This is a genomic window from Aquipuribacter nitratireducens, assembly GCF_037860835.1.
GTDB lineage: Bacteria > Actinomycetota > Actinomycetes > Actinomycetales > JBBAYJ01 > Aquipuribacter > Aquipuribacter nitratireducens.
On the sequence record NZ_JBBEOG010000002.1, the window covers coordinates 1 to 25,053 of the forward strand.

Consider the following 25,053-nt stretch of genomic DNA (forward strand, 5'->3'; position numbering starts at 1 on the left):
GTGTCGACGAGCGCCGCGAGCTGGTCGAGGCACACGTGGTACCCGGCGGCGACCTTGTCCGCCGCGGGGGCCTTGGTGCCGACGCGAACGGTGAGCGCGAGGTCGGTCCCGCCGTCGACCGGCGTGAGGTCGAAGGTGAGCAGCTCGTCGTCCCACAGCCAGACGAAGCGGCGCGGCGGGTCCCAGGTGAGGATGCGGCCGGTCATCACCGGTTCGTCGATGGCGTACCGCTGCGCGACGTCGTCCCAGAACGTCACGAGGACCGGCGCGCCCTCTTCGCGGGCGCCGACGATGTCCGCGGGCAGCCAGTGGCGCAGCTGGTCGCTCTCGGTCAGCGCGCGCCAGACCCGCTCGGGCGGATGCCCGAGGCGACGCTCGAAGAGCAGCGCGACCCCGTCCTCGTCGCGGACGATGCGTCCCAGGGGGTGGTGGGTGGTCATGTCGGGTCTCCGTCCAGGTGTGTCTCCAGGGCGTCGAGGCGGGCGGACCAGAGCCGCCGGTACGGCTCCAGCCAGGCGTCGAGGTCGAGCAGGGCCGCCGGGCGCAGCCGGTAGACCCGGCGGTTGGCCTCCGCCCGGACCTCGACCAGTCCCTCCTCGCGCAGCACCTTGAGGTGTTGCGACACCGTGGGCTGAGCGAGGTCGAGTGCCTCGACGACGGCACCGACCGTGCGCTCCCCCTCCAGCAGCAGGTCGAGGACCTGCCGACGACGAGGGTCGGCGACCGCCGTGAATATCGTCACTGTGCAATATTGTCTGAGAACGATGCGGCAGTCCAGTCCTGGCGTCATTCTCGGCTCTCACAGGAGGCGTCGCCCGCGCACTTGACAACATACAACCAAGCGGTTGTATGTTGCGAGTGTGGGCGCCGACCAGGACGAGGACCGGGCCGACGCCCTGTTCCACGCGCTGTCCGACCGCACCCGCCGGGACATCCTCCGTCGGGTGCTGGCCGGGGAGCAGTCGGTCTCCGCCCTCGCGGCCTCCTACGACATGAGCTTCGCCGCGGTCCAGAAGCACGTCGCCGTCCTGCAGCAGGCCGGCCTCGTCACCAAGCGACGCCGTGGCCGCGAGTCCCTCACCAGCGGCGACGTCGAGGCCGTGCGCTCGGTGGCCTCGATGCTCACCGAGCTCGAGGCCGTCTGGCGCGGCCGCATCGCCCGCATCGACGACCTGATCGCCACCGACCCACCCACCGAGAGGAACGACTGACATGCCCGTCACCGACGTCACCCACGACATCGACACCCTCACCCTGACGATCGTCGCCGAGTTCGCCGCGCCCGTGGAACGGATCTGGCAGGTGTACGCCGACCCACGCCAGCTGGAGAAGGTGTTCGGCCCGCCCACCTACCCCGCCACGTTCGTCGACCACGCCCTGACGCCGGGGTCGCGCTCCACCTACTACATGACCTCGCCGGAGGGGGAGAAGTTCGCCGGCGTCTGGGACATCCAGACCGTCGAACCGACCACACGGTTCACGTTCGAGGACGCCTTCGCCGACGAGCACTTCGAGGTGAACCCCGACCTGCCCGTGAGCCACAACTCCTACTCCTTCACCGCTCACGACGGCGGTACACGAGCGACCTACGTCAGCACCTACGCCTCCGCCGAGGCGCTGCAGCAGGTCCTCGACATGGGCGTCGTCGAGGGCGCCTCCGCCGCCATCAACCAGATCGACGACCTGCTCGCCGCCGTGTGACGGGCTCACCCTCGGGAGCCGCCAGCGCCTTCTGATCCTGGCTGACGAACGCCCGGTGGTCAGGCGTGGCGGAGGGAACGAGCGCTAGCCGCAGGCCTCGACGTGGTCTGCCAGCCAGCCGCGGTCGGTCCGCCACACCTCCACGCGCATCTCCGCCCGCCCCCCACGCGCCACGATGACCTCGACCGCGGTGGTGTCGCCACGTCCACGCTCCTCGCCCACGATCAGGTGGGCGCCGCCGGTGCCCACGTCGGCGCGGACCGCAGCCTCCGGGCTGCCGAAGCCCGCCACCGGCTCACCTCGATCAAGGGACCAGCCGACCCTCGTGCCGTTCGGGCAGTCCAGTCCGTCGGAGACCACCGGATCCTCCACCTCGACCGACCCGCAGCCGGCGAGCAACCACGCCACGGCACCGACCACCAGGGACCGACCCCTCGACGAGCTCACGTGGCCCCTTTCGCGAACGACGGCTACGGCTGTGACGCCCGGGAGGAGCGGCGCGGTTCCGCGATGGGTCGAACAGCCTGTAGGTGACCGGCCGTAGACCATGCTGGCGATGACCACGCCCCGGGTAGGGCCCGGCCGCACCGCTCGACGACAGGAGGGACGATCCGTGACGCCTCCTCAGCCCACCCCTCGAGCTGGGCCTACCCCGCGGTGAGGCGGCACCGGCGGCACACGTACGTCATCGGCTGGGACACCGGTGACGGCTGCGAGCGCACTCCCACCATGGAGGAGATCGAGGCCTTCTACCGGTCCGTCCTCACGAGCCTGCGGCCCGACAGCACACAGGTCGTCGCCGACCTCTTCGGACGGACCGGACCACTGCCGCCCGCCGCCCGGCAGGCCGCCCTCACCCTCCACCGCCGCCATCGGCCCAGCCTGTTCGTGACCATGGACCGCAACCCCTTCCAGGGGGTGGTCGTGAACGACTCCGACCCCGTGCAGTGGGAGGCGCTCCTCACGATCGCGCCCTACGCGAGCCACCTGTCCCTCCAGGGCGGTGGCCTGCTCCGTGACCTCTTCACGTCCTCGGGCACCCTGGCCGGCGTCCGCGCCCGGCTCCGCCCGGAGCAGCACGAGAGGGTCACCGCGGCGCTTGCGGCCTCGGGCGTCACCTGTCTCCGGCTACGCCGCCGCTAGCCGATCGTCCGTCGGGTGTCTCAGTCGTGGACGCGCGCGCGGGCCAGCACGCCGAGCCCGAGCGTCACGAGCGCGATTCCGACCGGGATCGCGAGCATCGCGAGGTGGATGCCGACGAGGTCGGCGAGCGCTCCCACCCCGAACGGCACGAGACCTGCGGCGGCGCCCACCCCGACCGACACGAACGTCATGCCCCGCTCGGACTGGCCCTCGGTGCTGCGGACGAGCCACGCCACCCCGATCGGGAAGAACGCCCCCGCGCCGGCCCCCGCGAAGGCGAGCCCCACGACCGCGAGCGACACCCACCCCGTCGAGGTGAGCGTCGAGAACCACAGCAGGGCGAAGCCGCCTCCGGCGAGGACGACCGCGGCGCGCAGCAGGGCGGCGCTCGTCCACCGACGCGCCAAGGGCACCGCGACGAACCGGCCGACCGTCATGCCGGCGGCGAACGCCGCGACGAACGCGCTCGCGCCTGCTTCCTCCAGCACCGTGCGCTCCCGCAGCAGCTCCGCCGACCACGTGTTGAGGCTCACCTCGCTGCCGACCCCGCACATGACGACGGCGAGGATCACCCACACCCGACGCGGCAGCGGCGTGCGCCGACCCGACGCGTCGCGCGCGGGCGCGGGCGCCGCTCGCAGCGGGGCGGCGTCGAGGCGACCGGCCCGGTCGGCGTCGAGCACGCGCCGGACGAGCACGGTGCCGGCGGCGGCGAGCGGCAGGAGCAGCAGCAGCGCCGGTCGCCACGTGAGCCCGAGCGCGACGCACGCGCCGACGAGCAGCGGTGCGCACAGCCCGAGGCCGGAGCCGAGGCCGTTCGCCTCGCTGACCGCGGCGTTCGACGACCGCCCGTGGTGGCCGTCGAGGACGGCCGTCGAGGTCCCGATGAGCAGCGTTCCGCCGAACCCGGCGCTCACCATGCCGAGCAGCGTGAGCACGAGGCCCCAGCCGGGGAACAGCGACCCGACCGCGAGCAGCACCGCCGCGAGGCTCACGCAGCCCGCGCCGACCGTCATCGCGCCGTAGCGGCGCAGGGAACGCACCAGGGGCACGAGCAGCGGCGCGGAGCTGATGCTGCCGATGCTTAGGAACGTCGCGTGGAGGCCGACGAGCGTCTTCGACAGGCCGAGGTCGAGCCCGACGAGCGGCAGCACCGGACCGGACGCGAAGACGAACCAGCCCCACGTCACGACGGCGGTGTAGCCGGCGGCCGTGACGGCGTCGCGCCGCAGTGGCGGCGCCACCTCCTGGGTGCTCATGCGAGCCGCTCGACGACGTGGTCGACGCACGCGGTCAGGGCGCGCACGTCGTCCGGCTCGACCGACGGGAACGTCCCGACACGCAGCTGGTTGCGGCCGAGGCGGCGGTACGGCTCGACGTCGACGACCCCGTTCGCGCGCAGGACGCGCGCCACCTCCGCGGCGTCGACGTCGAGGACGTCGAGGGTGACGACGACGGGGGAGCGCAGCGCCGGGTCCGCGACGAACGGCACGAGCCAGTCCCGCTCGCTCGCCCAGCCGTAGAGGACGTCGGAGGACCGCCGGGACCGGGCTGCGGCCCACCCGAGGCCGCCGTGGCCGAGGAGCCAGTCGAGCTGCTCGGCGAGCAGCACGAGCGTGGTGAGCGCGGGGGTGTTGACGGTCTCGTCCTTGCGGCTGCTCGCGACCGCGGCCCGCAGCGAGAGGAAGTCCGGCACCCAGCGGTCCGGCTCGACCGCCTCGGCCCGCTCGAGGGCGGCGGGGGACAGGACGGCGCACCACAGGCCGCCGTCGGAGCCGAGCGCCTTCTGCGGGGCGAAGTAGTACGCGTCGGTCTGAGCCAGGTCGACGTCCACCGCGCCGGCGGCGGACGTCGCGTCGACGAGGACGAGGGCGTCGGCGTCGGCGCCGTCGACGCGGCGCACGGGCGCGAGGACGCCGGTCGAGGTCTCGTTGTGGGGCCACGCGTACGTGTCGACCCCCGCGACGGCGTACGGCTGCGCCGCCCCGCCCGGCTCGACCCGCACCTGCACCGACTCGCCGACGAACGGCGCTCGGGCGGTGCACGCGGCGAACTTCGCGGAGAACTCGCCGTGGACCGCGTGCTGGACCCGCTCGCCGACGAGCGCGCCCGTCGCGACGTCCCAGAATGCCGTCGACCCGCCGTTGCCGAGCACGACCTCGTAGCCGTCCGGGGCGCCCAGCAGCTCCGCGAGGCCCTCGCGGACCCGTCGCACGAGGGAGCGGACGGGCGCCTGCCGGTGCGAGGTGCCGAGGAGCCCGACCGACGCGACGAGCGCGTCGAGCTGCGCGGGGCGGATCCGGCTCGGACCGGAGCCGAAGCGGCCGTCGGCGGGCAGCAGGTCGGCGGGGATCCTCACGACACCATCACGGGCGCCATCGTCCCAGCCGTCAGAGGCTGCGCGGCCCCTCGCCCACGTAGCGGGCGGACGGGCGGATGAGCCGGCCCGTCCGCTTCTGCTCGAGCACGTGGGCCGCCCAGCCCGCGGTGCGGGCGCACGTGAACATCGGGGTGAACATGTCCGGTGGGACCTCGGCGAAGTCGAGGACGACGGCCGCCCAGAACTCGACGTTCGTCGCGAGCACCCGGTCCGGCTTGCGGGCCTGCAGCTCCTGCAGCGCGGCGGTCTCCAGCGCGGCGGCGGCCTCGAAGCGGGGCGCACCCAGCCGCTCGGCCGTGGCGCGCAGCACGCGGGCGCGGGGGTCCTCGGCGCGGTACACCCGGTGCCCGAAGCCCATGAGCCGCGCGCCGGAGTCGAGCTCGGAGCGCACGTAGGCGAGGGCGTCGCCGCGCTCCTCGACCCCATCGAGCATATGGAGGACCCGGCTGGGTGCGCCGCCGTGCAGCGGGCCGCTCATCGCCCCGACCGCACCCGCGATCGCGGCGGCGACGTCGGCGCCCGTGGAGGTGATGACGCGGGCGGTGAACGTCGAGGCGTTCATGCCGTGCTCGGCGGCGCTCACCCAGTACGCGTCGACGGCCTCGACGTGGCGGGGGTCCGGCTCGCCGCGCCAGCGGACCATGAACCGTTCCGCCGCCGTGCCGGCCGCGTCGACGGCGTCGTGGGGGACCGGCGCCTGCTCGCCGCGGGCCGACTGCGCGGTGAACGACAGGACGGCGTCGCTGACGCGCGCGAGGTCGTCCCGGACGGTGTCGGCGTCGACGTCGAGGACCGGCTTCAGGCCCCAGCGGGCAGCGAGCGTCGGCAGCGACGCCTGGACGTCGACCCGGACGCCACCGGTGGAGACCGGGAGCTCGACCGGCTCGCCGGGGACGAGGCCGGGCAGCGGGGCGTCGTCGACGAGCAGCCCCCAGACCTGCTCGAACGGCACCTCGCCGGCGAGCTCGGTGATGTCGACGCCGCGGTAGCGCAGGGCACCGCCGTCCCGGTCCGGCTCGGCGATCGTCGTCTCGAAGGCGACGACGCCCTCGAGGCCGTGCGCGATGGTCCCCTCCGACATGCCGCCTCCCAGGTCGTGACACCGGTGTCCGCGCCCGACACTACCGACGTGACGGCGGAGCGGATCAGGGACATGAGGGTGACGTACGTCGCCGGGGCGCTCGTCGAGCGCGACCTCGCCGCGACCCCGCTCGAGCAGTTCGGGCGCTGGTTCGCCGACGCCGTCGCCTCGGAGCGGGTCGTGGAGCCGAACGCCATGGTGCTGTCGACCGCCGGGCCGAAGGGTCCCTCGAGCCGGACGGTGCTGTGCAAGGGCGTCGACGGCGCCGGGTTCCGGCTCTTCACCAACCTCGTCTCGCGCAAGGCCCGGGCGCTCGCCGCCGACCCGGCGTGCGCCCTCCTGTTCGGCTGGCACGACATGGAACGGCAGGTCGGGGTCCGCGGGGTCGCCGAGCCGCTGAGCCGCGACGAGGTGCGCGACTACTTCGTCACGCGCCCCTACGGCTCGCGGATCGGGGCGTGGGCGTCGGAGCAGTCGAGCGTCGTCGACGGGCGCGAGACGCTCGAGGCGCGGGAGCGGGAGATGCGGGACCGCTTCCCCGACACCGGCTCGGTCGGCGACGTCCCCCTGCCCGACTCCTGGGGCGGCTTCGTCGTCCGCCCGGTCGAGGTCGAGTTCTGGCAGGGCCGGCCCTCGCGCCTGCACGACCGCCTCGTCTTCGTCCGTCCGGCCGGGGCCGAGGGCCCGGGGTGGCTCGACGACGCGACGGACTGGGTGGTGGAGCGCCGGGCCCCCTAGGCGCGCCCCGTCTGTCTGCGTTCTTGCCGACATCCGGGTCGATTGTCTGCAATTTTGCAGACGGGGGGGAGGTGGGCAGGGGACAGCCCCCGGGGCGGTGACACGGTCACCCGTCGCGTGGACGAGGTGCGACACCCGGGGGCTGCGGTGGCTGCCGTGGTCTACGCCGGCAGTCGGAGTCCGGTCGAAGGGCTCCGCCTCAGCGGACAGCCACCTCACTCGTCCGAAGGTTCTGCATTCCTCGGATCACCTCCCTTCCGTGTGGGAGGACCGTACGTCGGGCGTCGCCGGTCCGTCGAGGGGATTAGCGGGTGAGCTCCGACAGCCGGGCGAGCGCCTCCTCCCGCTCCGCCTTGTGGTCGACGATCCGGCGCGGGTAGCCGTCCGCGTACCCGTCCTCCGCGTCCCACGGCGAGTGCGCCGCCTTGCCACCGAGGTGCCGCAGCTCCGGGACGTAGCGGCGGACGTAGTCGCCCGACGGGTCGAACTTCTCGCCCTGCGTCACGGGATTGAAGACCCGGAAGTACGGGGCGGCGTCGGTGCCGGAGCCCGCGGCCCACTGCCAGCCGTGGTTGTTGCTCGCGAGGTCGCCGTCGCGCAGCCAGCGCAGGAACCAGCGCGCGCCGAGCTGCCACTCGAGGTGGAGGTCCTTCACGAGGAAGCTCGCGACGACCATCCGGACGCGGTTGTGCATCCACCCCTCCGCGCGCAGCTGGCGCATGCCGGCGTCGACGAACGGGAAGCCCGTCCGCCCCTCCTGCCAGGCGTGCAGGCGCTTCTCGCCCGTCGCCGACGTCGGGGAGTCGTACCGCATGTCCGCGTACTCCGTGCGGTGGTACTCCCGGGCGGTCCTCGGGTGGTGCCACAGCACGTCGGCGTAGAACTCCCGCCACGCGAGCTCGGAGCGGTACGTCTCGACCGACTCCCGCGAGGAGTCCGCGAGCCGGCCGTCGCCGAGACGCTGCCCCAGGTCGGCGAGCAGCGACCGGGGATGGACCTCGCCGTACTTCAGGTGCGCGCTCATCGCCGAGGTGCCGTCGAGGTCGGGCCGGTCGCGCGTGCCGGCGTAGTCGAGGAGCCCGTCGTCGAGGAACTCCTCCCACCGGTGCCGGGCGGCGGCCTCCCCGGCGTCGGGGAGCCTGAGGTCGCCGAGGTCGGGCTCGGACGGCCACTCGCGGCCGCGCACCTTCTCCCAGCCGACGGACGCCGGGTCGACGTCCGGTGCCGGCGCCGGCCAGCCGTGCCGCTGCCACGCCCGGTAGAAGGGCGTGAAGACCTTGTACGGGTCGCCGGAGCCGTTGACGACGCTGCCCGGACCGACGGCGTAGGCGGTGCCGGTCCGCACGAGCCGGACGGGGTCCTCGAGGCCGACGAGCGCCCTCTCGACGGCGGCGTCCCGGCGCCGTCCGTAGGGGCCGGTGTCGGCCGTCACGTGCACCTCGGCCGCGGCGGCGTCCCGCGCCACGGCCGGGACGACGTCCGCGGGGTCGCCCTCCCGCACGACGAGCCCGCCGCCGAGGCGGCCGTCGAGCGCCCGGAGCGAGCGCAGCAGCCAGGCGCGCCGCGGGTCCCCGGACGGGCCCCACAGGGCGGGGTCGACGACGAAGAGCGGGACGACCGCGCGGTCGCCTGCGCCGTGCCCGTCGGCGCCGTCGGAGCCGGTCGCGGCGAGCAGCGCCGGGTGGTCCGCCAGACGCAGGTCCCGTCGGAACCACATGACCGCGGGCGCCTCGCTGCTCGTCACGCGACCGACGGTAGGTCGCGCCCCGGGCGCCCGCGACACGTCAGGTCACGCGTGCATCACAACCTGCCCGGGCGCGGGGGCCGGGGGTTACGCTCCACCCGTGCACGGTCCGCAGCACCACGAGCCGCGGGGTCACGGCGACGGCCCCGGGCGCGGTCACGTCTTCGTGCGCGGCCATGAGCACCGTTCGGTGGTGGCGCCGAGCGCGCCCCACCGCAGCAGTCGGCCGAGCGGCCCGCGCTGCTGCCCGTCGCCCAAGGCGTCGTCCCGTCCGGGACGGCGCCTTCGTCGTCTCCGGGGCCCTCGTACCGCCCCGGTCTCCCCGTGCAGGAGGCGGTAGTGCGCACCCTCGTCCTCAACGCCGGCTACGAGCCGCTGGCCGTCGTGTCGTTCCGCCGGGCGGTCGTCCTCGTCCTCGCGGGGAAGGCGACGGTCCTCACGGCCCACCCGGACGAGGTGGTGGGGGCGACGTCCCGCTTCGTCCGCCCGTCGGTCATCCTCCTGCGGCGCTACGTCCGCGCCCCGTACAGCGCGAGCGTCCCGGTGAGCCGACGGGGCGTGCTGCGCCGCGACGGGCACCGCTGCGTGTACTGCGGCGCGGGCGCGACGACCGTCGACCACGTCCTGCCCCGCAGCCGAGGCGGAGCCGACACGTGGGCGAACCTCGTCGGCTGCTGCGTGCGCTGCAACAACGTCAAGGGCAGCCGCACCCCGGAGGAGATGGGCTGGACGATGCGGATCCGCCCCTACACCCCGCGTGGCTCCGCCTGGGTCGTCAAGGGCGCCGACCAGCGCGACCCGGCCTGGGAGGAGTTCCTCGCCCCCGTCGCCGCCTGAGCGCGCGGCGGGCCCGGGCGCGCCCCGGCGGGCGCGCCCGGACCGGCCACGGCACGATGCCGCGGGTGCACAGCCCGACCAGCCTCGTCACCCGCCCCGAGCTCACCGGCACCTTCGGGATGGTGGCGAGCACCCACTGGCTCGCGACCGCGGTCGGGCAGTCGGTCCTCGAGCGCGGGGGCACCGCGGTCGACGCCGCCGCCGCGACCGGTCTCGCGCTGCAGGTCGTCGAACCGCACCTCAACGGGCCCGCAGGAGAGGTCCCGGTGATCGTCCGCCCGGCGGGCGGGCCGGTCCACGTCGTGTGCGGCCAGGGCACCGCACCGGCCCGTGCGAGCGTCGACGCGGTCGTCGACCTCGGCCTCGACCACGTCCCCGGCACGGGGCTGCTCGCTGCCACCGTGCCGGGCTCCTTCGGCGCGTGGGCGCTGCTCGTCCAGCGGTGGGGCACGTGGTCCGTCGCCGACGTCCTCGGCCCGGCGATCTCCCTCGCCGCCGACGGCGCGCCCGTCCTCGACCGCGTCGAGGCCACCCTGCAGCGCATGGCGGGCCACTTCCGCGAGCACTGGGGGACGTCGGCGGAGACCTACCTCGTCGGGGACGGGCCCGACGGGGTGCCCCGGGCCGGGACCCGGCTGCGGCTGCCGGTGCTCGCGGAGACGTACCGCCGTGTCGTCGACGCGGCGGGGACCGGGCCGCACGAGCAGCAGTGGGAGCGCGCCCGCGCCGCATGGTACGAGGGGTTCGTCGCCGAGGCGGTCGACGCGTTCTGCGCGAGGACGTCGTGGCTGGACTCCAGCGGCGAGGCCCACGGCGGGTTCCTCACCGGGGCCGACATGGCGGCGTGGCACGCCACCGTCGAGGAGCCCGCCACCCTCGACCTCGCCCAGCACCCCGGCGTCACCGTGTGCAAGACGGGCGCGTGGGGACAGGGCCCGGTCATGCTGCAGGTCCTCGGCATGCTCGGCGCGCTCGGCGTCGGCACCGGGCCGCTCGCCGACGCGGAGGGCCGGGAGGACCCGGCGTGGCTGCACGCGTGGGTCGAGGCGACGAAGCTCGCGCTCGCCGACCGCGAGGCGTGGTTCGGGGACTCCGGCGACGACCCGCCGCCGCTCGCCGACCTCCTCGACCCCGCCTACCTCGCCGCCCGCGCCGGTGAGATCGGCACGCACGCCGACCTCGGCGCGCACGGACTACGCCCCGGCGCCCCCGGCGGGCGCGCGCCCGTGCTGCCGACGTCGGTGACGGCGTCGTGGGCGGACTGGTGCGCGGGCCGTGCCGGTGCGGCCGCGGGTGCCGGTGCGGGGGAGCCGACCGTCGACCGAGCGGGCGTCACCCGCGGCGACACCGTCCACCTCGACGTCGTCGACCGCTGGGGCACCGTGGTGTCGGCGACACCGAGCGGGGCGTGGCTGCAGTCCAGCCCCGTGGTCCCGGCGCTCGGCTTCCCGCTCGGCACCCGGGGGCAGATGTTCCGGGTGGAGCCCGGGCTGCCCGCCTCGCTCCGTCCCGGCCGCCGGCCGCGGACGACGCTGTCGCCGACGCTCGTCCTCCGCGACGGGGAGCCGTGGCTCGCACTCGGTACCCCCGGTGGTGACCAGCAGGACCAGTGGACGACCGTGAGCCTCGTCCGGATGCTCGCCGCCGCCGCCCACGGCCGCCGCGAGGGCGAGCGCCCGGCTGCTCTCACCCCGCTGCAGGCGGTGCTCGACGAGCCGATGCTCCACACCGACCACGCGCCCGGCTCCTTCCATCCGCGCGGCGCGGACCCGGGCAGCCTGCTCGTCGAGGACCGCACGGCGCCGCACGTCGTCGACGACCTGCGCCGGCGCGGCCACCGGGTCGCGACGGCGGACGGGTGGTCGCTCGGCCGTACCTGCGTCGTCGGGGTCGAGGGCGGGTTCCTCCGGGCCGCGGCGAACGCGCGCGGCGCCCAGGGGTACGCCGCCGGTCGCTGACAGCCCCTGACCTGCGGTGTCACGACGCGGCGCGCCGCGCGGTTCCTGACGTGGGCCACGAGGTCTGCAACACTCGGCTGCCGTGAGACCCCGACCCACCCGCCCCCTCGCCGTGGCGGCCGCCGCGCTGCTGGCGGCGGCCGGGGTCGCAGGCTGCGCCGAGGCGGAGCAGGCGGCGCGCGGCGTCGTCGAGCAGGCGGCCCGGGACGCCGTCGCCGAGGCGGAGCAGGCGGCAGGCACGGCCGCGGAGGAGTCGGCGCGGGCGGCTGCGGGGGACGCCGTCGACGAGGCCCTCCAGCGCGCGAACGGCACGTGCGACCAGCTGCTCGACGTGCCCGTCCGGACCCGGGAGGAGAACGCGGGGGCGCTGCTGCGCGCCTACTGGCTGACCGAGCTCACTGCCGACACGCCCTCCCCGGAGACGATCGAGGCGTTCCACGACGCGGTCGTCGAGCGCTGCGAGGACTCTCTCGAGACGCAGGCGGCCGACATCATCAGCGAGGTCTGGGACACCGGCGAGTTCGCGCCGTGACGTCGATCTGACGGGTGTGCCGTCAGGGCACCGTCACCGTCGTGTCCGCGCTCGGCGACGCGGGCTCGACAGGGGCGCCCTCGACCGACGGCACCCACGCCCGGAAGGAGTAGGTCCCGGGCGGCAGCGCGACGGGCACGACGAACTCGCCGGCGCCGTTCTCCGTCGCGGCCGCCTCGGTCGTGCCGAACGCCCGGCGGACACCGCCCTGGCGCACCTCCCACGCGACGGTGCCGGGTGACGTCGCCGTGCCGCCGAACACCGTGGCCGGCACGGTGCTGCCGTCGTCGGCGGCCTGCACCGTCGGGGTGCGGAGCTCGACCTGCCGTCCGCCCGACGGCTTGGTCGGGCTCGCGGGGGCGTTGCCGTCGCGCGTGACGACGATGGTCGCGCCCGTCCCGGACTGGTTCTCCACGCGCACGGTGGTACGACCCGACGCGGTCCGCAGCGTCGTCCCCGGCCGCAGCGCCGAGCGCCAGTCGTCCGTGCGCGTGCCGGAGGTCACGGAGCCGTCGACGAGCAGGGTCTTGCGCGGGTCCTTCGGGTGGCGCCGGGTGACGAGCACTCCGGCGTCGAGCCCCTTGTAGTTGCTGCCCAGCCACGCGTCCCACCCCGTCGCGACGCGGTACTCGACGTAGTACGTGGCCGTGCCCTCGTCGATGCGGAGCACCCGCAGCCCGGCGCCGGTCTGCGGCGCGATCCGCACCCGGACGGGCTCGGTGACGACGAGCCGCTCGGTCGAGCGGAGCAGGCCGAGGGCGTCGGCGTTCGGGGCGGACAGCGACCCGAGGTTGGCCCACGACACGCCCATGACGTCGTAGTAGTTCCGGTACTCGTGGTCGGCGCAGCCGCTCTGCCAGGCGCCCGAGGCGTAGGTGCCGTCGGCGGCGCCCGTGCACAGCAGGCCGTTGGCGTGCCCCAGGCCGAGGTTGTGCCCGAGCTCGTGGGCGATGATCGACGGGGTCGGGTAGCCGACCCACGTGCGGCCGCCGCTGTCCGGGCCCGCACCGACGGTGCCGAGCCCCGCCCCGCAGCCGTTCGACGGCGGGATGTAGAGCAGCAGGTGCGAGCGCGGACCGGGCGTCCAGCCGACGGCGTCCGCGACCTCGTCCCACACCCCGAACGCGTCGGAGCACGGCGCGGAGAACGTCGTCCAGCCGACCTGGCGGACCACCCGGAAGGCGCGCTGGCCGCGGCTCTGCTGGTCCCACCAGGTGCCCGCGCGGGTGACGGCGTCGGCGAGGGCGGTGGTCGTCGTGGTGTCGGCCGACCCGCTGCGGGGCCGGGCGAGGACGACGGTGACGTCGTGCACCTGGGCGGCCGCGGCGACGCCGAAGACGTCGTCGCTGCCCGCGCCGAACACCGCCTCGTCGGCGGCGGGCGCGACGACCTCCGCGTCGACGAGTCCCTGCCACGCGTGGACGGCCTCCGAGCCGCTCCGGGGGCCCAGGTCGGCGGTCACGACGGCGCCGTCGGGCAGCTCGGCGACGGACTCCTCCGGCACCCGGTACGCGAGGCCGTCCCCGACCTCGAGCCACGCCTGCTGCTCCGGCTCGACGTGAGCGGCGTCGGTGAGCGCCTCGCTGTGCGGCCCCGGCTCGTGGACCTCGGCCCACACGCGGACGAGGGTGCCGGTCACGCGGCCCGGTCCCTCGGTCGCGGGCAGGGAGGCGCGGGGGGCCGGGCTCGTCGTCTGCTGCCGGCTCGTCGTCGACGGGACGTCCGGGACCGGCGCGGTCGCCGGGGTGCCGCCGGGGCCGGACACGGACGCGGTGGCGGGTACGGGTGCGGTGTCGGGCGCGGAGGTGGTGACGGGTACGGACGTGGTGCCGGGCGCCGACGCGGTGCCGGGCGCCGACGGGGTGCCGGGCGCCGACGGGGTGCCGGCCTCGTGCGCCGGCTCCGCGCCGGCGGTGACGTCAGGGGCCGGTGTCGCCGGCTGCGTGACCGGCGGGCTGACCGCCGCGCCCGGAGCGACAGTGCCCGCCACCACGCCGCCGTCCGGCGCGGCCGGGACCTGCGTGCCGGGCACCGGCAGCCAGCCGCCCACGACGAGCGCCGTCGCGAGCGTGGCTGCGGTCGCCGTGCCGACGAGCCGTCGTCGCACCGTGACACCTCCTGCGGGGCCGGGGCGGTCCCGCTCCCACGACGGTGGTCGGGGCGCCCGGCCGCCCCGTTGAGGACCGGGGCGGACGACCACCCGATGGCCTCACCCGCCCGGCGGAACGACTGCGGAGCGCGACGGGAAGCACCGGCCGCGTGGCGTCCCGTCGCCGTCAGCGCCGGGAAGTGGTGGGCTGGGGGGCATGACCCGCAGCGACGCCCTCGTCCTCTTCGGGGCCACCGGCGACCTCGCGTTCAAGAAGCTGTTCCCCGCCCTCTACGAGCTGCAGGCGAAGGGACGCCTCGGTGTGCCCGTCATCGGGGTGGCGCTCAGCGAGGGCGACGACGAGACGCTCCGAGCCCGCGCCCGCGACTCCGTGCGCACCCACGGGCGCCGCGACCCCGACCCCGAGCAGCTCGACGCCCTGTGCGCCGCACTGCGCTACGTCCAGGGCGACTACCTCAAGGACGACACGTACACGCGCCTGTGCGAGCGGCTCGAGGGGGCGGAGCACCCCGCGCACTACCTCGCGATCCCCCCGGCGCTGTTCCCGACGGTCGTCAAGGAGCTCGCCGAGCACGACCTCGACACGGGCGCGCGCGTCATCATCGAGAAGCCGTTCGGTCGGGACCTCGCGAGCGCGTGCGAGCTCAACGCCGCCATCGCGACGGTGTTCGCCGAGGACCAGGTGTTCCGCATCGACCACTTCCTCGGCAAGGAGACCGTCGAGAACCTCCTGACGTTCCGCTTCGCCAACTCGCTCTTCGAGCCCGTGTGGAACCGCGACCACGTCGCGAGCGTCCAGATCACGATGGCCGAGTCGTTCGGGGTCGCCGGCCGCGGCGCCTTCTACGACTCCGTGGGCGCCGTCCGAGACGTCGTGCAGAACCACCTCCTGCAGATCCTCTGCGTGCTCGCGATGGAGCCACCGGCCGGCGGCGGAGCGGACCCCCTGCGCGACGAGAAGCTCAAGGTGCTGCGCGCGACGCGGCCGGTGACGCCCGACGACGTCGTGTACGGCCAGTTCGACGGCTACCTCGACGAGGACGGCGTGAAGCCCGACTCGCAGGTCGAGACGTACGCCGCGCTGCGCCTGTCGATCGACTCCTGGCGCTGGTCCGGGGTCCCGTGGTTCATCCGGACGGGGAAGATGCTCGCGAGCACGGCGCTGGAGGCCGTCGTCGAGCTGAAGCCGACGCCCACCCTGCTGTTCGCCGGCGAGGCAGCCCCCCGACCCCACCCCAACCTCATCCGCTTCCGCCTGGGCGGCTCCGGCGGGGTGTCGGTGTCGATCGAGGCGAAGCGCCCCGGCAAGACGTTCGCGACCAAGCCCGTCGACCTCCGCGTCGACTTCGAACCGAGCCTCGGGGAGAGCGACGACGCCTACGAGCGGCTGCTCGACGACATCCTCGACGGCAACCAGCGCCGCTTCGCGCGGCAGGACACCGTCGAGGAGGCGTGGCGGGTCGTGGAGCCGCTCATCAGCGCGAGCATCCCCGTCTACGGCTACGCCCCGGGGAGCACGGGACCCAACGAGGCGGGACGGCTCCTGGAGTCCGGCCTGCACTGGTACGACCCCCGATGAGCGCCGACACGACGACCACGACGACCACGACGACCGCGACGAAGGAGGACGTGGTGGACACGCCGACGCGCAGCCGCACGCAGGAACGCGCGTGGCGCAAGGACCGGTGGGCCGACCACTTCGGCCGCCTCGCGCTGCGCAGCGGCCAGGCGCTCCTCGTCGTCATCGCGTTCACGACGCTCGCGTACGCGCTCATCTTCCTGCGCGTCGTCGTCATCCCCGTCCTCATCGCGCTCATCCTCGGCGCGGCGCTCTGGCCGGTCGTGTCGTGGCTGGACCGCAGGGGGCTGCCGCGGGTCCTGTCGGTGCTCGTGACGTTCCTCGCCGCGCTCGGCATCATCGGCGGGGTCTTCACGCTCGTCGGTACTGCGGTGGCCGGCCAGGCCGACGAGCTGACCGAAGGGGTGTCCGGCGGTCTCGAGCAGCTGCAGGAGCTCGGCGAGAACCTGCCGTTCGGCCTCACGCAGGCCGACGTCGACCAGCTGCTCGAGCAGGCGCGGAACGCCCTGCAGGGTGCGCAGATCGGCTCGGGTGTCCTGAGCGGGGCCACCGTGGCGGCGAACATCGCCACCGGGACCGTCCTCGCCCTCTTCGTCCTCTTCTTCGTGCTGAAGGACGGCGAGACGCTCTACCGCTGGCTCCGCGAGCAGCTGCCCGCGAGCACCCACGAGCGGGTCGACGCGGTCAGCGACCACTCCCTCCACGTCCTCGGCAGCTACGTGCGGGGGACCGCCCTCATCGCCTTCGTCGACGCGACCGGCATCGGCATCGCACTGGTCGTCCTCGACGTGCCGCTCGCGCTGCCCCTCGCGCTCATCACGTTCATCGCGTCGTTCGTCCCGATCGTCGGCGCCGTCTCCGCGGGTCTGCTCGCCGCGCTCGTCGCGCTCGTCGCCAACGGGCCGGTCAACGCGCTGCTCGTGGTGGCGGCGATCGTCGTCGTCCAGCAGATCGAGGGCAACATCCTCCAGCCCTTCATCCAGGGCAAGGCGCTCAAGCTCCACCCGCTCGCGATCCTGCTGGCGGTGGCCGCCGGCACCATCGCCGCCGGCATCATCGGCGCGATCCTCGCGGTGCCGCTCCTCGCGGTGGCGTGGGGCGCGGTCACGGTGCTGCGGCGGCTGCGCGCCGAGCGGGACGGGCCGGTGCACGTCCACACCCACCGCCATCGTGGCGACACGGGCCCCGGCCACGGCGGTCCGCCGGAGCTCGCGACGGGGCACGCGCACGAGGTCGACGAGCCGGCCGCGCCGGACGGGCCGGACGGGCCCGACGAGCCCGCGGACACCCGGCAGGGCTCGCGCGCTTGACCCTCACGCGACGTGAGGCGCCACGCTCCCCGTCATGAGGAGCACCATGGCAGGCGTGGAGGGGCGCACCGTCGGGTCGGCCGCAGCGGCGGTCGGCACGAGCGTGCGCGCCCTCCACCACTACGACGCGATCGGCCTTGTGCGCCCCTCGGGGCGCACGACCGGCGGGTACCGCGTGTACTCCGACGCCGACCTCGACCGGCTCCGCGCCGTGCTCGTGTACCGCGAGCTCGACGTGCCGCTGGAGGAGGTCGGGGTGCTCCTCGACGCGGACGACGAGGCGCGCCGGCAGGTCCTCGAGGACCAGCTGGTGCTCGTCGGCGCCCGCATCGACCGCCTGCAGCAGGTGCGGGCGGCGCTGGAGAGGGAGAGGGAGGCGCACGTGAGCGGCGTCAGGCTGAGCCAGGAGGAGAAGCGCGAGCTGTTCGGCGACTCCTGGACGGAGAACGAGCAGGAGTACGCCCGCGAGGCGCAGGAGCGCTGGGGCGACACCGACGCGTGGCGGCAGTCGCGCGAGCGATCCGCGCGCTACACGGCGGACGACTGGGCGCGGATGCGCGCGGAGGCGGACGAGATCGACGCGCGCTTCGTCGCGCTGCTGGGCGCCGGGGAGCCCGCCGACGGCCCGGCGGCCCGCGAGGCCGCGGAGGCGCACCGGCAGCTCATCAGCCGCTGGCACTACGACTGCACCCCCGAGATGCACGCGGCGCTCGGCCGCACGTACGTCGAGGACGAGCGGTTCACGGCCACGTACGAGGCGAAGGCGCCCGGTCTCGCGCAGTACGTGTCGACGGCCGTGCAGGCGAACGCGGCGGCGCGGGCCTGAGCGAGGCGTCCCGGGCGGTGGACACGCTGTCCACCCCCCGGGACGCCCCGTACCCTGGCGGCATGCCCGTCGACCCGTGGGGTTTCACCAAGGCACCCCGGCAGGACATGCCGAAGCGCCCGGTCGAGCTGCGCCTGCTCGACTACAAGCCCGTGTACGAGCGCGCCGACGAGGCGACGGTCCGCACCCAGGCGTCGCGGTGCATGGGCTGCGGTGTGCCGTTCTGCCACCAGGGCTGCCCGCTGGGGAACCTCATCCCGGAGTGGAACGAGCTCGTCGTCGACGCCGACTGGCGCCGCGCGATCGACCGGCTCCACGCGACGAACAACTTCCCCGAGTTCACCGGCTGGCTGTGCCCGGCGCCGTGCGAGGCCTCGTGCGTCCTCGCCATCGGCGACGACCCCGTGTCCATCAAGCAGGTCGAGCTGTCGATCATCGACCGGGCGTGGGACGAGGGCTGGGTGGTCCCGCGACCCCCGGAGCGCATGACGAGCCAGACGGTGGCCGTCGTGGGGTCGGGCCCGGCCGGGCTCGCCGCGGCCCAGCAGCTGACGCGCGCGGGCTACACCGTCGTCGTCTACGAGAAGTCCGACGAGGTGGGCGGGCTGCTGCGCTACGGCATCCCCGACTTCAAGATGCCGAAGCGCGCCATCGACCGGCGCGTCGCGCAGATGGAGGCCGAGGGCACCCGCTTCGTCACGGGGGTCGACGTCGGCACGGACGCGATGCCGGTGAGCCGGCTGCGCAAGCAGTTCGACGCGGTCGTCCTCGCCGTCGGGGCGCTGCGCCCCCGCGAGGTCGACGTCGAGGGCCGGCACCTCGACGGCGTGGTCCAGGCCATGGACTACCTGCCGGAGGCCAACCGGTACGTCGCCGGCAAGCAGCCCGCGGTCCCGGTGTCCGCGGAGGGCAAGCACGTCGTCGTCATCGGCGGCGGCGACACCGCGGCCGACTGCCTCGGCACCGCGAACCGGCAGGGCGCCCTGTCGGTGACGGTGCTCGACCACAACCCCACCCCGCCCGTCGTGCGCGACCCCGTGAGCAACCCCTGGCCGCAGTGGACCCGCACGCACCGCAAGAGCCCCGCCCACGAGGAGGGCGTCGAGGAGTCCTGGGCCACGCAGACCGTCGCGTTCGTCGGCGACGACGAGGGGCGCCTCACGCACGTGCGCGTGCGGACGGTCGAGCGCCGCTACGACGAGAACGGCGTCCGGTCCTTCCACGCCGTCGAGGGGTCCGAGCGGGACCTGCCCGCGGACCTCGTGCTCCTCGCCGTCGGCTTCGTCGGCACGGGCGCGGACGACCTCCTCGGCGGCGCCGGGGTCGACGTCGTGGGGGAGCGCGGCGCCGTCCAGGTCGACGACCGGTGGGCGACGAGCAGCGAGCGCGTCTTCGCGTGCGGCGACGCCACCCGCGGCGCGAGCCTCGTCGTGTGGGCGATCGCGGACGGGCGCGCGTGCGCCGCGGCCGTCGACGCGGCCGTCCGCGGCTCCTCGCGCCTGCCGGCGCCCGTGGGCCCGCACGACCGGGCGCTGTAGTGCCCCTCGGCCGTGCGGCACGGCCCGAGGAGCACCGCGGTCTCGCGGCGCTCCTGGTCGGCGCCGGGGTGCTGCACGTGCTGAGGCCCAGGGTCTTCGACGCCATCGTGCCGCGCTGGCTCCCGCCCTCCCAGCGGTTCTGGACGCTCGCCAGCGGGGTCGCGGAGGTCGGTACCGGGCTTGCCGTCGCCCACCCCCGCACGCGCCGCCTCGGTGGCCTCGCCGCGGCCGGCCTGTTCGTCGCCGTCTTCCCCGGCAACCTGTGGATGGCGTGGTTGTGGCGCCGCCGGCCCTGGCCCTACCGGGCCGCGGCGCTCGCCCGCCTACCGCTGCAGGCGCCGCTCGTCGCGTGGGGCGTGCGGGTCTCCCGCGCGGCCGTCCCAGGCGGCTGACGGACGCGCCGTCGCGAGGACCCCGATCGCGACGACGGGCGCCAGCGCCGCGACCGCCAGGGCCCCCGGCAGACCGAGCAGGTCCCCGAGGCCGCCGACGACCGCGGACCCGAGCCCGGCGCCGATGAAGAACACGAGGGTGAACAGACCGAGCGCCGCCCCCCGCAGGCCGTCGCCGACGGCCGCCGCCACCGAGCCCACCAGCGACGGCTGGGCGAGCGCGTAGCCGGTCGACATCCCGACGAAGCCGACGCCCGCCAGCCACGGGCTGAACCCGACCCCGGCCGACACGAGGCCGCCGACGACCGAGAGGCCGAGCCCGAGCGTCGCGGTGCCCCGCCGGCCGAGGCGGGCCAGCACCCGGGCGCTGTTGAACGACACCGTGGCGCCGAGCAGGGCGCCCGGCAGGAGCAGCAACCCGTTCTGCAGCGGGTCCCAGCCGCGGGCGGCCAGCTGCAGGGGGACCGCGACGAGGCCCGCGAAGTAGACGACCGGCATCGCGGCCGCGGCCACCCCGGCCCGCAGGACGACGTCCTCCCGCAGCACGGCGAGGGGCACGAAGCCGTCCGGGTGGCGGCGCACGCGCAGGGCGAGCACGGCGAGGAGCGGCACGAGCACGAGAGCAGCCCCCGCCGTCACGGCGCTCGGGTCGCCGACGGTCTGGACGACGGCGAGCAGCGCCGCGGCCGACCCGGCGACGAGGCCGGCCCCCACCACGTCGACCGGGGCGCCGGTGCCGCGCGCGGGCGTGAAGCGGTAGGCGACGGGGAGCAGGAGCAGGCAGAGGACGGGCAGGAGGATCGCGGCCCGCCACCCGACGACGACCCCGAGGGTGCCGCCGAGCAGCGGTCCGAGGCTCGTGAGGACGAGGACGACGGAGTTCGTCCGGCCCAGCGCCACCGCCCGGTCGCGGCCGGCGAAGCGCGCGGACAGGGTGGTCGTCGCGAGCACGGGGACCGCGCCCGCGCCGACGCCCTGCACGAGCCGGCCGAGGAGGAGCACCTCGAACGTCGTCGCCGCCGCGGCGACGCCGGCGCCCACGCACAGCAGCACGACCCCGAGGACGAAGGGCCCGCGCACGCCGACGGAGTCCGCGACCCGGCCCCACACGGCCGTCGACGCGGCGAAGGTGAGGGCGAACGCGGTGAGCACCCACGCGCTGCCGGCGGTGCCGAGGCCCAGCTCGTCGGACAGCGGTCCGATGACGACGCTCGCGGCCGACGTGCCGAGGGAGTCCAGGCCCCACAGGACGCCGAGGACGACCGCGGCCCGCGTGGGGGTCCACGCGGCAGCGGGGGCGAGACCGGGCGGCCCGGGCTCGGGGGAGGTGCGCACCGTCCTGATCCTGCGGCCACGGTCCCGGGTCGGCACCCCGGACCCGGTGGCATGCTCGGACGGTGACGACCGAGGTGACCCCTGCCCGCCCCGTCGCGTGCGTCGTCGGCGCAGGTCCCGGTCTCGGCCTCGCTGCGTCCCGCGCGTTCGCCCGCGCCGGGTACGACGTCGCCCTCGTGGCCCGCGACGAGGGTCGGCTCGCGCAGCTCGCCGGCCGGGTCGAGGTGCCCGGGGCGTCGATCGGCTGGGCGGCCGCGGACGTCGCCGACCCCGTCGGCCTGACCGCCGCGCTCCAGCGCCTCGTCGCCCACACCGGGCGGCTCGACGTGCTCCACCACAACGTCAGCGTCTACAGGGCGGGTCGCGCGCCGGACGTCACGGCGGACGACCTCCTCACCGACGTCGCGGCCGGGGTGGGCAGCCTGCTCACGAGCGTGCGGGCGACGCTGCCCGTGCTGGAGGCGAGCCGGGGCAGCGTCGTCGTCACCGGTGGCGGGGCGGCGGACCGGCCCGTGACCGACGCCGTCACCCTCGGCGTGCAGAAGGCGGGCGTGCGGGCCCTGCTGCAGGCGATGGCGCCCGACCTCGCCGACCGTGGCGTCCACGCCGCGACGCTCACCGTGCGCGGGTTCCTCCGTGAGGGGACGGCCTTCGACCCCGCCGTCGTCGCCGAGCGGCTCGTCGACCTCGCCGAGCGGCGGCACGACGACCCGTCCACCTGGCAGGTGCTCCACGACTTCACCGGGGAGGAGGGGCCGCGTTGAGCGCGCCCGCGGGTACCCGAGCCGAGGCGGCGGTCCGCTCGGAGGTCGTCCCGCGCCTGCTCCCGTGGGTGCTGACGGTCGCCGGTGCCGCAGGGCTCCTCGCCGCACTCGACCTGTCGTACGAGCGGCTGCTGCTCGCCGTCGACCCGTCGTACCGGCCGACGTGCTCGGTCAACCCGCTGCTCGACTGCGGCGCGGTGGCGAGCTCGGACCAGGCGAGCCTGTTCGGCACCTTTCCCAACACGTTGATCGGCGTCGCGTCGTTCGCGGTCGTCGTGACGCTCGGTGTGCTCGGCCTGTGGGGGGTGCGGCTGCCGCGCGGCGTGCGACTCGGGCTGCAGGTCGGGGTCGTGCTGGGCGCGGTGTTCGTCCACTGGCTCGTGGTCGTGAGCGTCTTCCGGCTCGGCGTCCTGTGCCCGTACTGCATGGTCGTGTGGGTGGCGACCATGACGCTCTTCTCCTACGTCACGCTCGCGAACGCCGCGGACGGGCTGCTGGGGCGACGCGTGGCGGCCTCGACCGCGGTGCGCACGCTCGTGCTCGCCCACCCCCTGCCGGTCCTGCTCTGGGTGGCGCTCGTGGCCGCACTGGTCGGAGTCCGGTTCGCCGACCAGTGGGCGCTCATGCTCTGAGGCCGCCGCTCGGCGCCTCGCGGCGTCGCCGGCTCCTGCTGCGCGTCCGGACGACCGCCACGACGAGCACGACGAGGAGGACGAGGACGAGGACGGGCAGGAGCAGCGCCGCGAGGCTCAGCCCGATGCTGAGGGCGTCCTCCGCGGTGCTCGCGACCGGTGCGCCGACCCCCGCGGTCGTCGCGTTGACGACGGCCCGGCCGCCCGCCTTCAACGCGTGCACCGCGAGGGCGATGCCCATCCCGACGAGGACGGGCACCCAGTCCCCGGACTCGACGAACGCGGACGGGTCGCTCAGGAGCGACTCCTGCCCTGTGCCGGCGCCGACCACGAGGCCGCCGGACACCGGCCGCACGACCGTCTGCAGGAGGTCGTTGACGTGGTCGAGGCCCGGGATCTTGTCGGCGGTCACCTCCACGAGCAGGAGCACGCCGAGGACGCCGAGGGCCCACGGGTCGGCGAGCCAGCCCCAGCCCGCCGGTAGCGCCACCAGCTCCGTGTAGCGCGCCAGCAGGCCGAGCGCGAGCAGCGGGACGTACGCGTTGAGCCCCGCCGCCGACGCGAGCCCGAGCGCGGTGAGGACCTCCATCGTCTGCCACCTCCGTGCCTGCGAGGGTACGCGGGACGGCTACGGCGCGAGCAGCCTGACGTCGTCGACGGCGAGGCGCGAGGAGCCCTGCAGACCCTCGGGCGGCCGCAGGCGCAGGAAGGGCTGCACGGCGACGGTCCCCGGCGGCGTCGTCGTCTCGAGGGTCACGGTCCGGCAGCCGGCGCCGGTGTGCCGGGGGACGGGGACCGACACGACCGTGCTGCTGCCGCCGGTGGAGCCCTCGTACGTGCGCAGCTCCAGCACGGCGTCGCCGCTCGCGGCGCGCACGTCGACCTCCAGGCGCAGGGGTACCCCGGCCCCCACGGGCTGGCGGTGGTCGGGCGTGAGGACGCCGTCCTGCGTGCTGAGCGTGCCGCGGCGCAGCTCCACGCCCGTGCTCCCGGAGCAGGCGGCCTGCGGCGACAGGCGACCGGCAGGCGCACCGAACGTCCACGCGGGTGCCGCGTCACGCTGGTCGTCGGCCGTCACGTCCTCGAAGCCGCCCGTCCCGAGGAGCAGGTCGCGGTCGCCGACCGAACCGGGAGCCTCCTGCAGCGGGGCCGTACCGGGGGGTGCGAGGTCGCGCGCCACCGCCCGCGCCGCCTCGGCCACGGGGCCCGTGACCGGCCGGGGCACGTAGTCGTCGACGAGGACGGGGTCGAGGTCGGCGGACACCACGCGGCCGTCGGTGAGGGCGAGGTGGAGCAGGTAGGACTGGAACGTCGGCCACAGGTCCTGGTCGAAGAGCAGGTTCCCCGTCGACTCCGCCACCAGGCGCCCGTCCTCGGTCAGCCCCACCCCGCCGACGACGTGCGGGTGGCTGTTGACGACGGCGGTCGCGCCCGCCTCGAGCGCCACCTCCGTGGCGGTCCGGACGCGGTCGTCCTGGATCCGTTCGTACTCGGTCCCCCCGTGGACCATGACGACGGTGGCGTCGGCGGACCCGGCTGCGTCCGCCACTTCCCGCCGCAGCCGCGCCTCCTCGCACGCGGCGGCACCGCCCTGCCTCGCCCCGGCGACGTAGCGGATGTCGTGCTGGGCCCCGCGGACGGTCGTGCACGCCACGAGGGCGACCGTGCGGTCACCGACGTCGAGCACCGCCGGCTCCCAAGCCTCGTCGGGGGTGAGCCCGGCACCGGTGTGGGCGATGCCTGCCGCGTCCAGCGCCTCGAGGGTGCTGCGCAGGCCGCGGTCGAGCGCGTCGTAGGAGTGGTTGTTGCCGAGGGAGACCGCGTCGACGCCGCTGTCGCGCAGCGCCTCCGCGAGAGCGACGGCGCTCCCGAACGCCAACGCCTTGGTCGGGTGCCACCCGGGTGGGCGTTCGCCGGGCCCGCCCTCGACGAGCGGGTCGTCGACGAGCGGTGTCTCGAGGTTGACCACCGTGAGGTCGGCGTCGGCCAGCAGCGGCGCGACGGCGGCCAGCAGCGTCGTGTGGTCGGCGGCGTCCGCGCCGGGAGGGAGCAGGGGGGAGCCGGCCTCGCCGCTGTCGGCGTAGTACCGACGTCCCGCCATGACGTCGCCGCCGAAGCGGATGGTGAGGGCCCCGTCCGCCAGGACGACGCTCCGCTCCTCGCCCGGCGCCAGCGCGAGAGTCCGCTCCTCGCCCTCCGGCCCCCTCAGCTCCAGCAGCGTGGGGCCGTCGAGCGGGAGGTCGGCCGCGCCGTCGCCGTCGGTCGTCGCCGTCACGTCGCCGGCCGTGACGCCCACACCCGTCAGGGGCTGCCCGTCCGGGTCGACGACACGCACGGTCGCGGGAACGGTGCCGTCCGGGACCGAGCCCGACAGCTCGAGCGCCCCGAGGCCCACCACGGCGACCACGGCGACGCCGGTCAGCACGAACCGCCCGGTCGTCCGCATCCCGCCC

The 25,053-nt window shown here is 75.3% G+C and carries 25 protein-coding genes; 14 read left to right on the plus strand and 11 right to left on the minus strand.

The window, feature by feature from the left end; genetic code table 11:
• Positions 1 to 440 (minus strand): SRPBCC domain-containing protein (locus WAB14_RS03380; protein ID WP_340267427.1); only part of this gene is annotated, 440 nt, incomplete at its 3' end.
• Positions 437 to 742 (minus strand): ArsR/SmtB family transcription factor, encoded by a 306-nt coding sequence (locus WAB14_RS03385; RefSeq protein WP_340267429.1) that lies wholly within the window; start codon positions 740 to 742, stop codon positions 437 to 439. The genes WAB14_RS03385 and WAB14_RS03380, both read right to left, overlap by 4 nt.
• A gap of 118 nt (positions 743 to 860) precedes the next feature.
• On the opposite strand from WAB14_RS03385, the gene WAB14_RS03390 reads away from it, so the two are divergent.
• Both WAB14_RS03390 and WAB14_RS03395 read left to right on the plus strand, forming a co-directional pair.
• Positions 861 to 1,211 (plus strand): ArsR/SmtB family transcription factor, encoded by a 351-nt coding sequence (locus WAB14_RS03390; RefSeq protein WP_340267431.1) that lies wholly within the window; start codon positions 861 to 863, stop codon positions 1,209 to 1,211.
• Between the two features lies 1 nt (position 1,212).
• Positions 1,213 to 1,701: an SRPBCC family protein gene (locus WAB14_RS03395; RefSeq protein ID WP_340267433.1), complete on the plus strand. Its 489-nt coding sequence runs from the start codon at positions 1,213 to 1,215 to the stop codon at positions 1,699 to 1,701.
• 84 nt (positions 1,702 to 1,785) lie between these two features.
• Here WAB14_RS03395 and WAB14_RS03400 read toward each other — a convergent pair whose 3' ends face one another.
• A complete protein-coding gene (locus WAB14_RS03400) occupies positions 1,786 to 2,265 on the minus strand; it encodes a hypothetical protein (protein WP_340267435.1) in 480 nt (159 codons plus the stop codon).
• A 93-nt stretch (positions 2,266 to 2,358) separates the two neighbouring features.
• On the opposite strand from WAB14_RS03400, the gene WAB14_RS03405 reads away from it, so the two are divergent.
• Positions 2,359 to 2,844 carry a hypothetical protein gene (locus WAB14_RS03405; RefSeq protein ID WP_340267437.1) on the plus strand — a complete coding sequence of 162 codons (486 nt, stop codon included), beginning with the start codon at positions 2,359 to 2,361 and terminating at the stop codon, positions 2,842 to 2,844.
• Between the two features lie 20 nt (positions 2,845 to 2,864).
• Here the strand turns inward: WAB14_RS03405 and WAB14_RS03410 are convergent, their stop codons facing one another.
• From WAB14_RS03410 to WAB14_RS03420, 3 genes are read right to left on the minus strand one after another with little or no spacing between them, the layout of a single operon-like run.
• Positions 2,865 to 4,103, minus strand: a complete 1,239-nt coding sequence (locus WAB14_RS03410; RefSeq protein WP_340267439.1) for an MFS transporter — start codon at positions 4,101 to 4,103, stop codon at positions 2,865 to 2,867.
• Entirely contained in the window at positions 4,100 to 5,203 is a 1,104-nt protein-coding gene (gene serC, locus WAB14_RS03415) for a phosphoserine transaminase (RefSeq protein ID WP_340267441.1), read from the minus strand. The genes WAB14_RS03410 and serC overlap by 4 nt, the downstream gene beginning before the upstream one ends.
• A gap of 31 nt (positions 5,204 to 5,234) precedes the next feature.
• The gene (locus WAB14_RS03420; RefSeq protein WP_340267443.1) at positions 5,235 to 6,305 is read right to left on the minus strand and encodes a citrate synthase 2; all 1,071 of its coding nucleotides are present in this window, start codon (positions 6,303 to 6,305) and stop codon (positions 5,235 to 5,237) included.
• A 48-nt stretch (positions 6,306 to 6,353) separates the two neighbouring features.
• Between WAB14_RS03420 and pdxH the strand changes: the two genes are divergently transcribed.
• Entirely contained in the window at positions 6,354 to 7,043 is a 690-nt protein-coding gene (pdxH, locus tag WAB14_RS03425; protein ID WP_340267445.1) for a pyridoxamine 5'-phosphate oxidase, read from the plus strand.
• A gap of 304 nt (positions 7,044 to 7,347) precedes the next feature.
• Here pdxH and WAB14_RS03430 read toward each other — a convergent pair whose 3' ends face one another.
• Positions 7,348 to 8,760 (minus strand): cryptochrome/photolyase family protein, encoded by a 1,413-nt coding sequence (locus WAB14_RS03430; RefSeq protein WP_340268440.1) that lies wholly within the window; start codon positions 8,758 to 8,760, stop codon positions 7,348 to 7,350.
• 366 nt (positions 8,761 to 9,126) lie between these two features.
• Here WAB14_RS03430 and WAB14_RS03435 point away from each other — a divergent pair, with 366 nt between their 5' ends.
• The 3 genes from WAB14_RS03435 (at position 9,127) to WAB14_RS03445 (ending at position 12,114) form a co-directional block, all read left to right on the plus strand.
• Entirely contained in the window at positions 9,127 to 9,624 is a 498-nt protein-coding gene (locus WAB14_RS03435; protein WP_340267447.1) for an HNH endonuclease, read from the plus strand.
• Between the two features lie 56 nt (positions 9,625 to 9,680).
• A complete protein-coding gene (locus tag WAB14_RS03440; protein WP_377002454.1) occupies positions 9,681 to 11,582 on the plus strand; it encodes a gamma-glutamyltransferase family protein in 1,902 nt (633 codons plus the stop codon).
• An 82-nt stretch (positions 11,583 to 11,664) separates the two neighbouring features.
• Positions 11,665 to 12,114, plus strand: a complete 450-nt coding sequence (locus WAB14_RS03445; protein ID WP_340267451.1) for a hypothetical protein — start codon at positions 11,665 to 11,667, stop codon at positions 12,112 to 12,114.
• Between the two features lie 22 nt (positions 12,115 to 12,136).
• Here the strand turns inward: WAB14_RS03445 and WAB14_RS03450 are convergent, their stop codons facing one another.
• Positions 12,137 to 14,221: a hypothetical protein gene (locus tag WAB14_RS03450; RefSeq protein WP_340267453.1), complete on the minus strand. Its 2,085-nt coding sequence runs from the start codon at positions 14,219 to 14,221 to the stop codon at positions 12,137 to 12,139.
• Positions 14,222 to 14,420: 199 nt separating this feature from the next.
• Between WAB14_RS03450 and zwf the strand changes: the two genes are divergently transcribed.
• The 5 genes from zwf to WAB14_RS03475 all read left to right on the plus strand — a co-directional run bounded on the left by zwf (position 14,421) and on the right by WAB14_RS03475 (position 19,869).
• Positions 14,421 to 15,803 carry a glucose-6-phosphate dehydrogenase gene (gene zwf / locus WAB14_RS03455; RefSeq protein ID WP_340267455.1) on the plus strand — a complete coding sequence of 461 codons (1,383 nt, stop codon included), beginning with the start codon at positions 14,421 to 14,423 and terminating at the stop codon, positions 15,801 to 15,803.
• On the plus strand, positions 15,800 to 17,113 hold the full coding sequence (locus WAB14_RS03460) for an AI-2E family transporter (protein ID WP_340267457.1): 1,314 nt from the start codon (positions 15,800 to 15,802) through the stop codon (positions 17,111 to 17,113). The genes zwf and WAB14_RS03460 overlap by 4 nt, the downstream gene beginning before the upstream one ends.
• A 34-nt stretch (positions 17,114 to 17,147) precedes the next feature.
• On the plus strand, positions 17,148 to 17,939 hold the full coding sequence (locus tag WAB14_RS03465; RefSeq protein WP_340267459.1) for a MerR family transcriptional regulator: 792 nt from the start codon (positions 17,148 to 17,150) through the stop codon (positions 17,937 to 17,939).
• 62 nt (positions 17,940 to 18,001) lie between these two features.
• A complete protein-coding gene (locus tag WAB14_RS03470) occupies positions 18,002 to 19,477 on the plus strand; it encodes a glutamate synthase subunit beta (protein WP_340267461.1) in 1,476 nt (491 codons plus the stop codon).
• Positions 19,477 to 19,869 (plus strand): DoxX family protein, encoded by a 393-nt coding sequence (locus tag WAB14_RS03475; RefSeq protein ID WP_340267463.1) that lies wholly within the window; start codon positions 19,477 to 19,479, stop codon positions 19,867 to 19,869. The genes WAB14_RS03470 and WAB14_RS03475 overlap by 1 nt, the downstream gene beginning before the upstream one ends.
• Here WAB14_RS03475 and WAB14_RS03480 read toward each other — a convergent pair.
• The gene (locus WAB14_RS03480) at positions 19,801 to 21,204 is read right to left on the minus strand and encodes an MFS transporter (protein ID WP_340267465.1); all 1,404 of its coding nucleotides are present in this window, start codon (positions 21,202 to 21,204) and stop codon (positions 19,801 to 19,803) included. The two genes, WAB14_RS03475 and WAB14_RS03480, sit on opposite strands and share 69 nt — an antisense overlap.
• A gap of 62 nt (positions 21,205 to 21,266) precedes the next feature.
• On the opposite strand from WAB14_RS03480, the gene WAB14_RS03485 reads away from it, so the two are divergent.
• Positions 21,267 to 21,968 (plus strand): SDR family oxidoreductase, encoded by a 702-nt coding sequence (locus WAB14_RS03485; protein WP_340267467.1) that lies wholly within the window; start codon positions 21,267 to 21,269, stop codon positions 21,966 to 21,968.
• On the plus strand, positions 21,965 to 22,600 hold the full coding sequence (locus tag WAB14_RS03490) for a vitamin K epoxide reductase family protein (protein ID WP_340267469.1): 636 nt from the start codon (positions 21,965 to 21,967) through the stop codon (positions 22,598 to 22,600). Before WAB14_RS03485 ends, WAB14_RS03490 begins: the two co-directional genes overlap by 4 nt.
• On the opposite strand, the gene WAB14_RS03495 is transcribed toward WAB14_RS03490, so the two are convergent.
• A complete protein-coding gene (locus tag WAB14_RS03495) occupies positions 22,590 to 23,189 on the minus strand; it encodes a DUF4126 domain-containing protein (RefSeq protein ID WP_340267471.1) in 600 nt (199 codons plus the stop codon). The genes WAB14_RS03490 and WAB14_RS03495 overlap by 11 nt on opposite strands.
• A 39-nt stretch (positions 23,190 to 23,228) precedes the next feature.
• Entirely contained in the window at positions 23,229 to 25,046 is a 1,818-nt protein-coding gene (locus WAB14_RS03500; RefSeq protein ID WP_340267473.1) for a CapA family protein, read from the minus strand.
• Between the last annotated feature and the right edge of the window lie 7 nt (positions 25,047 to 25,053).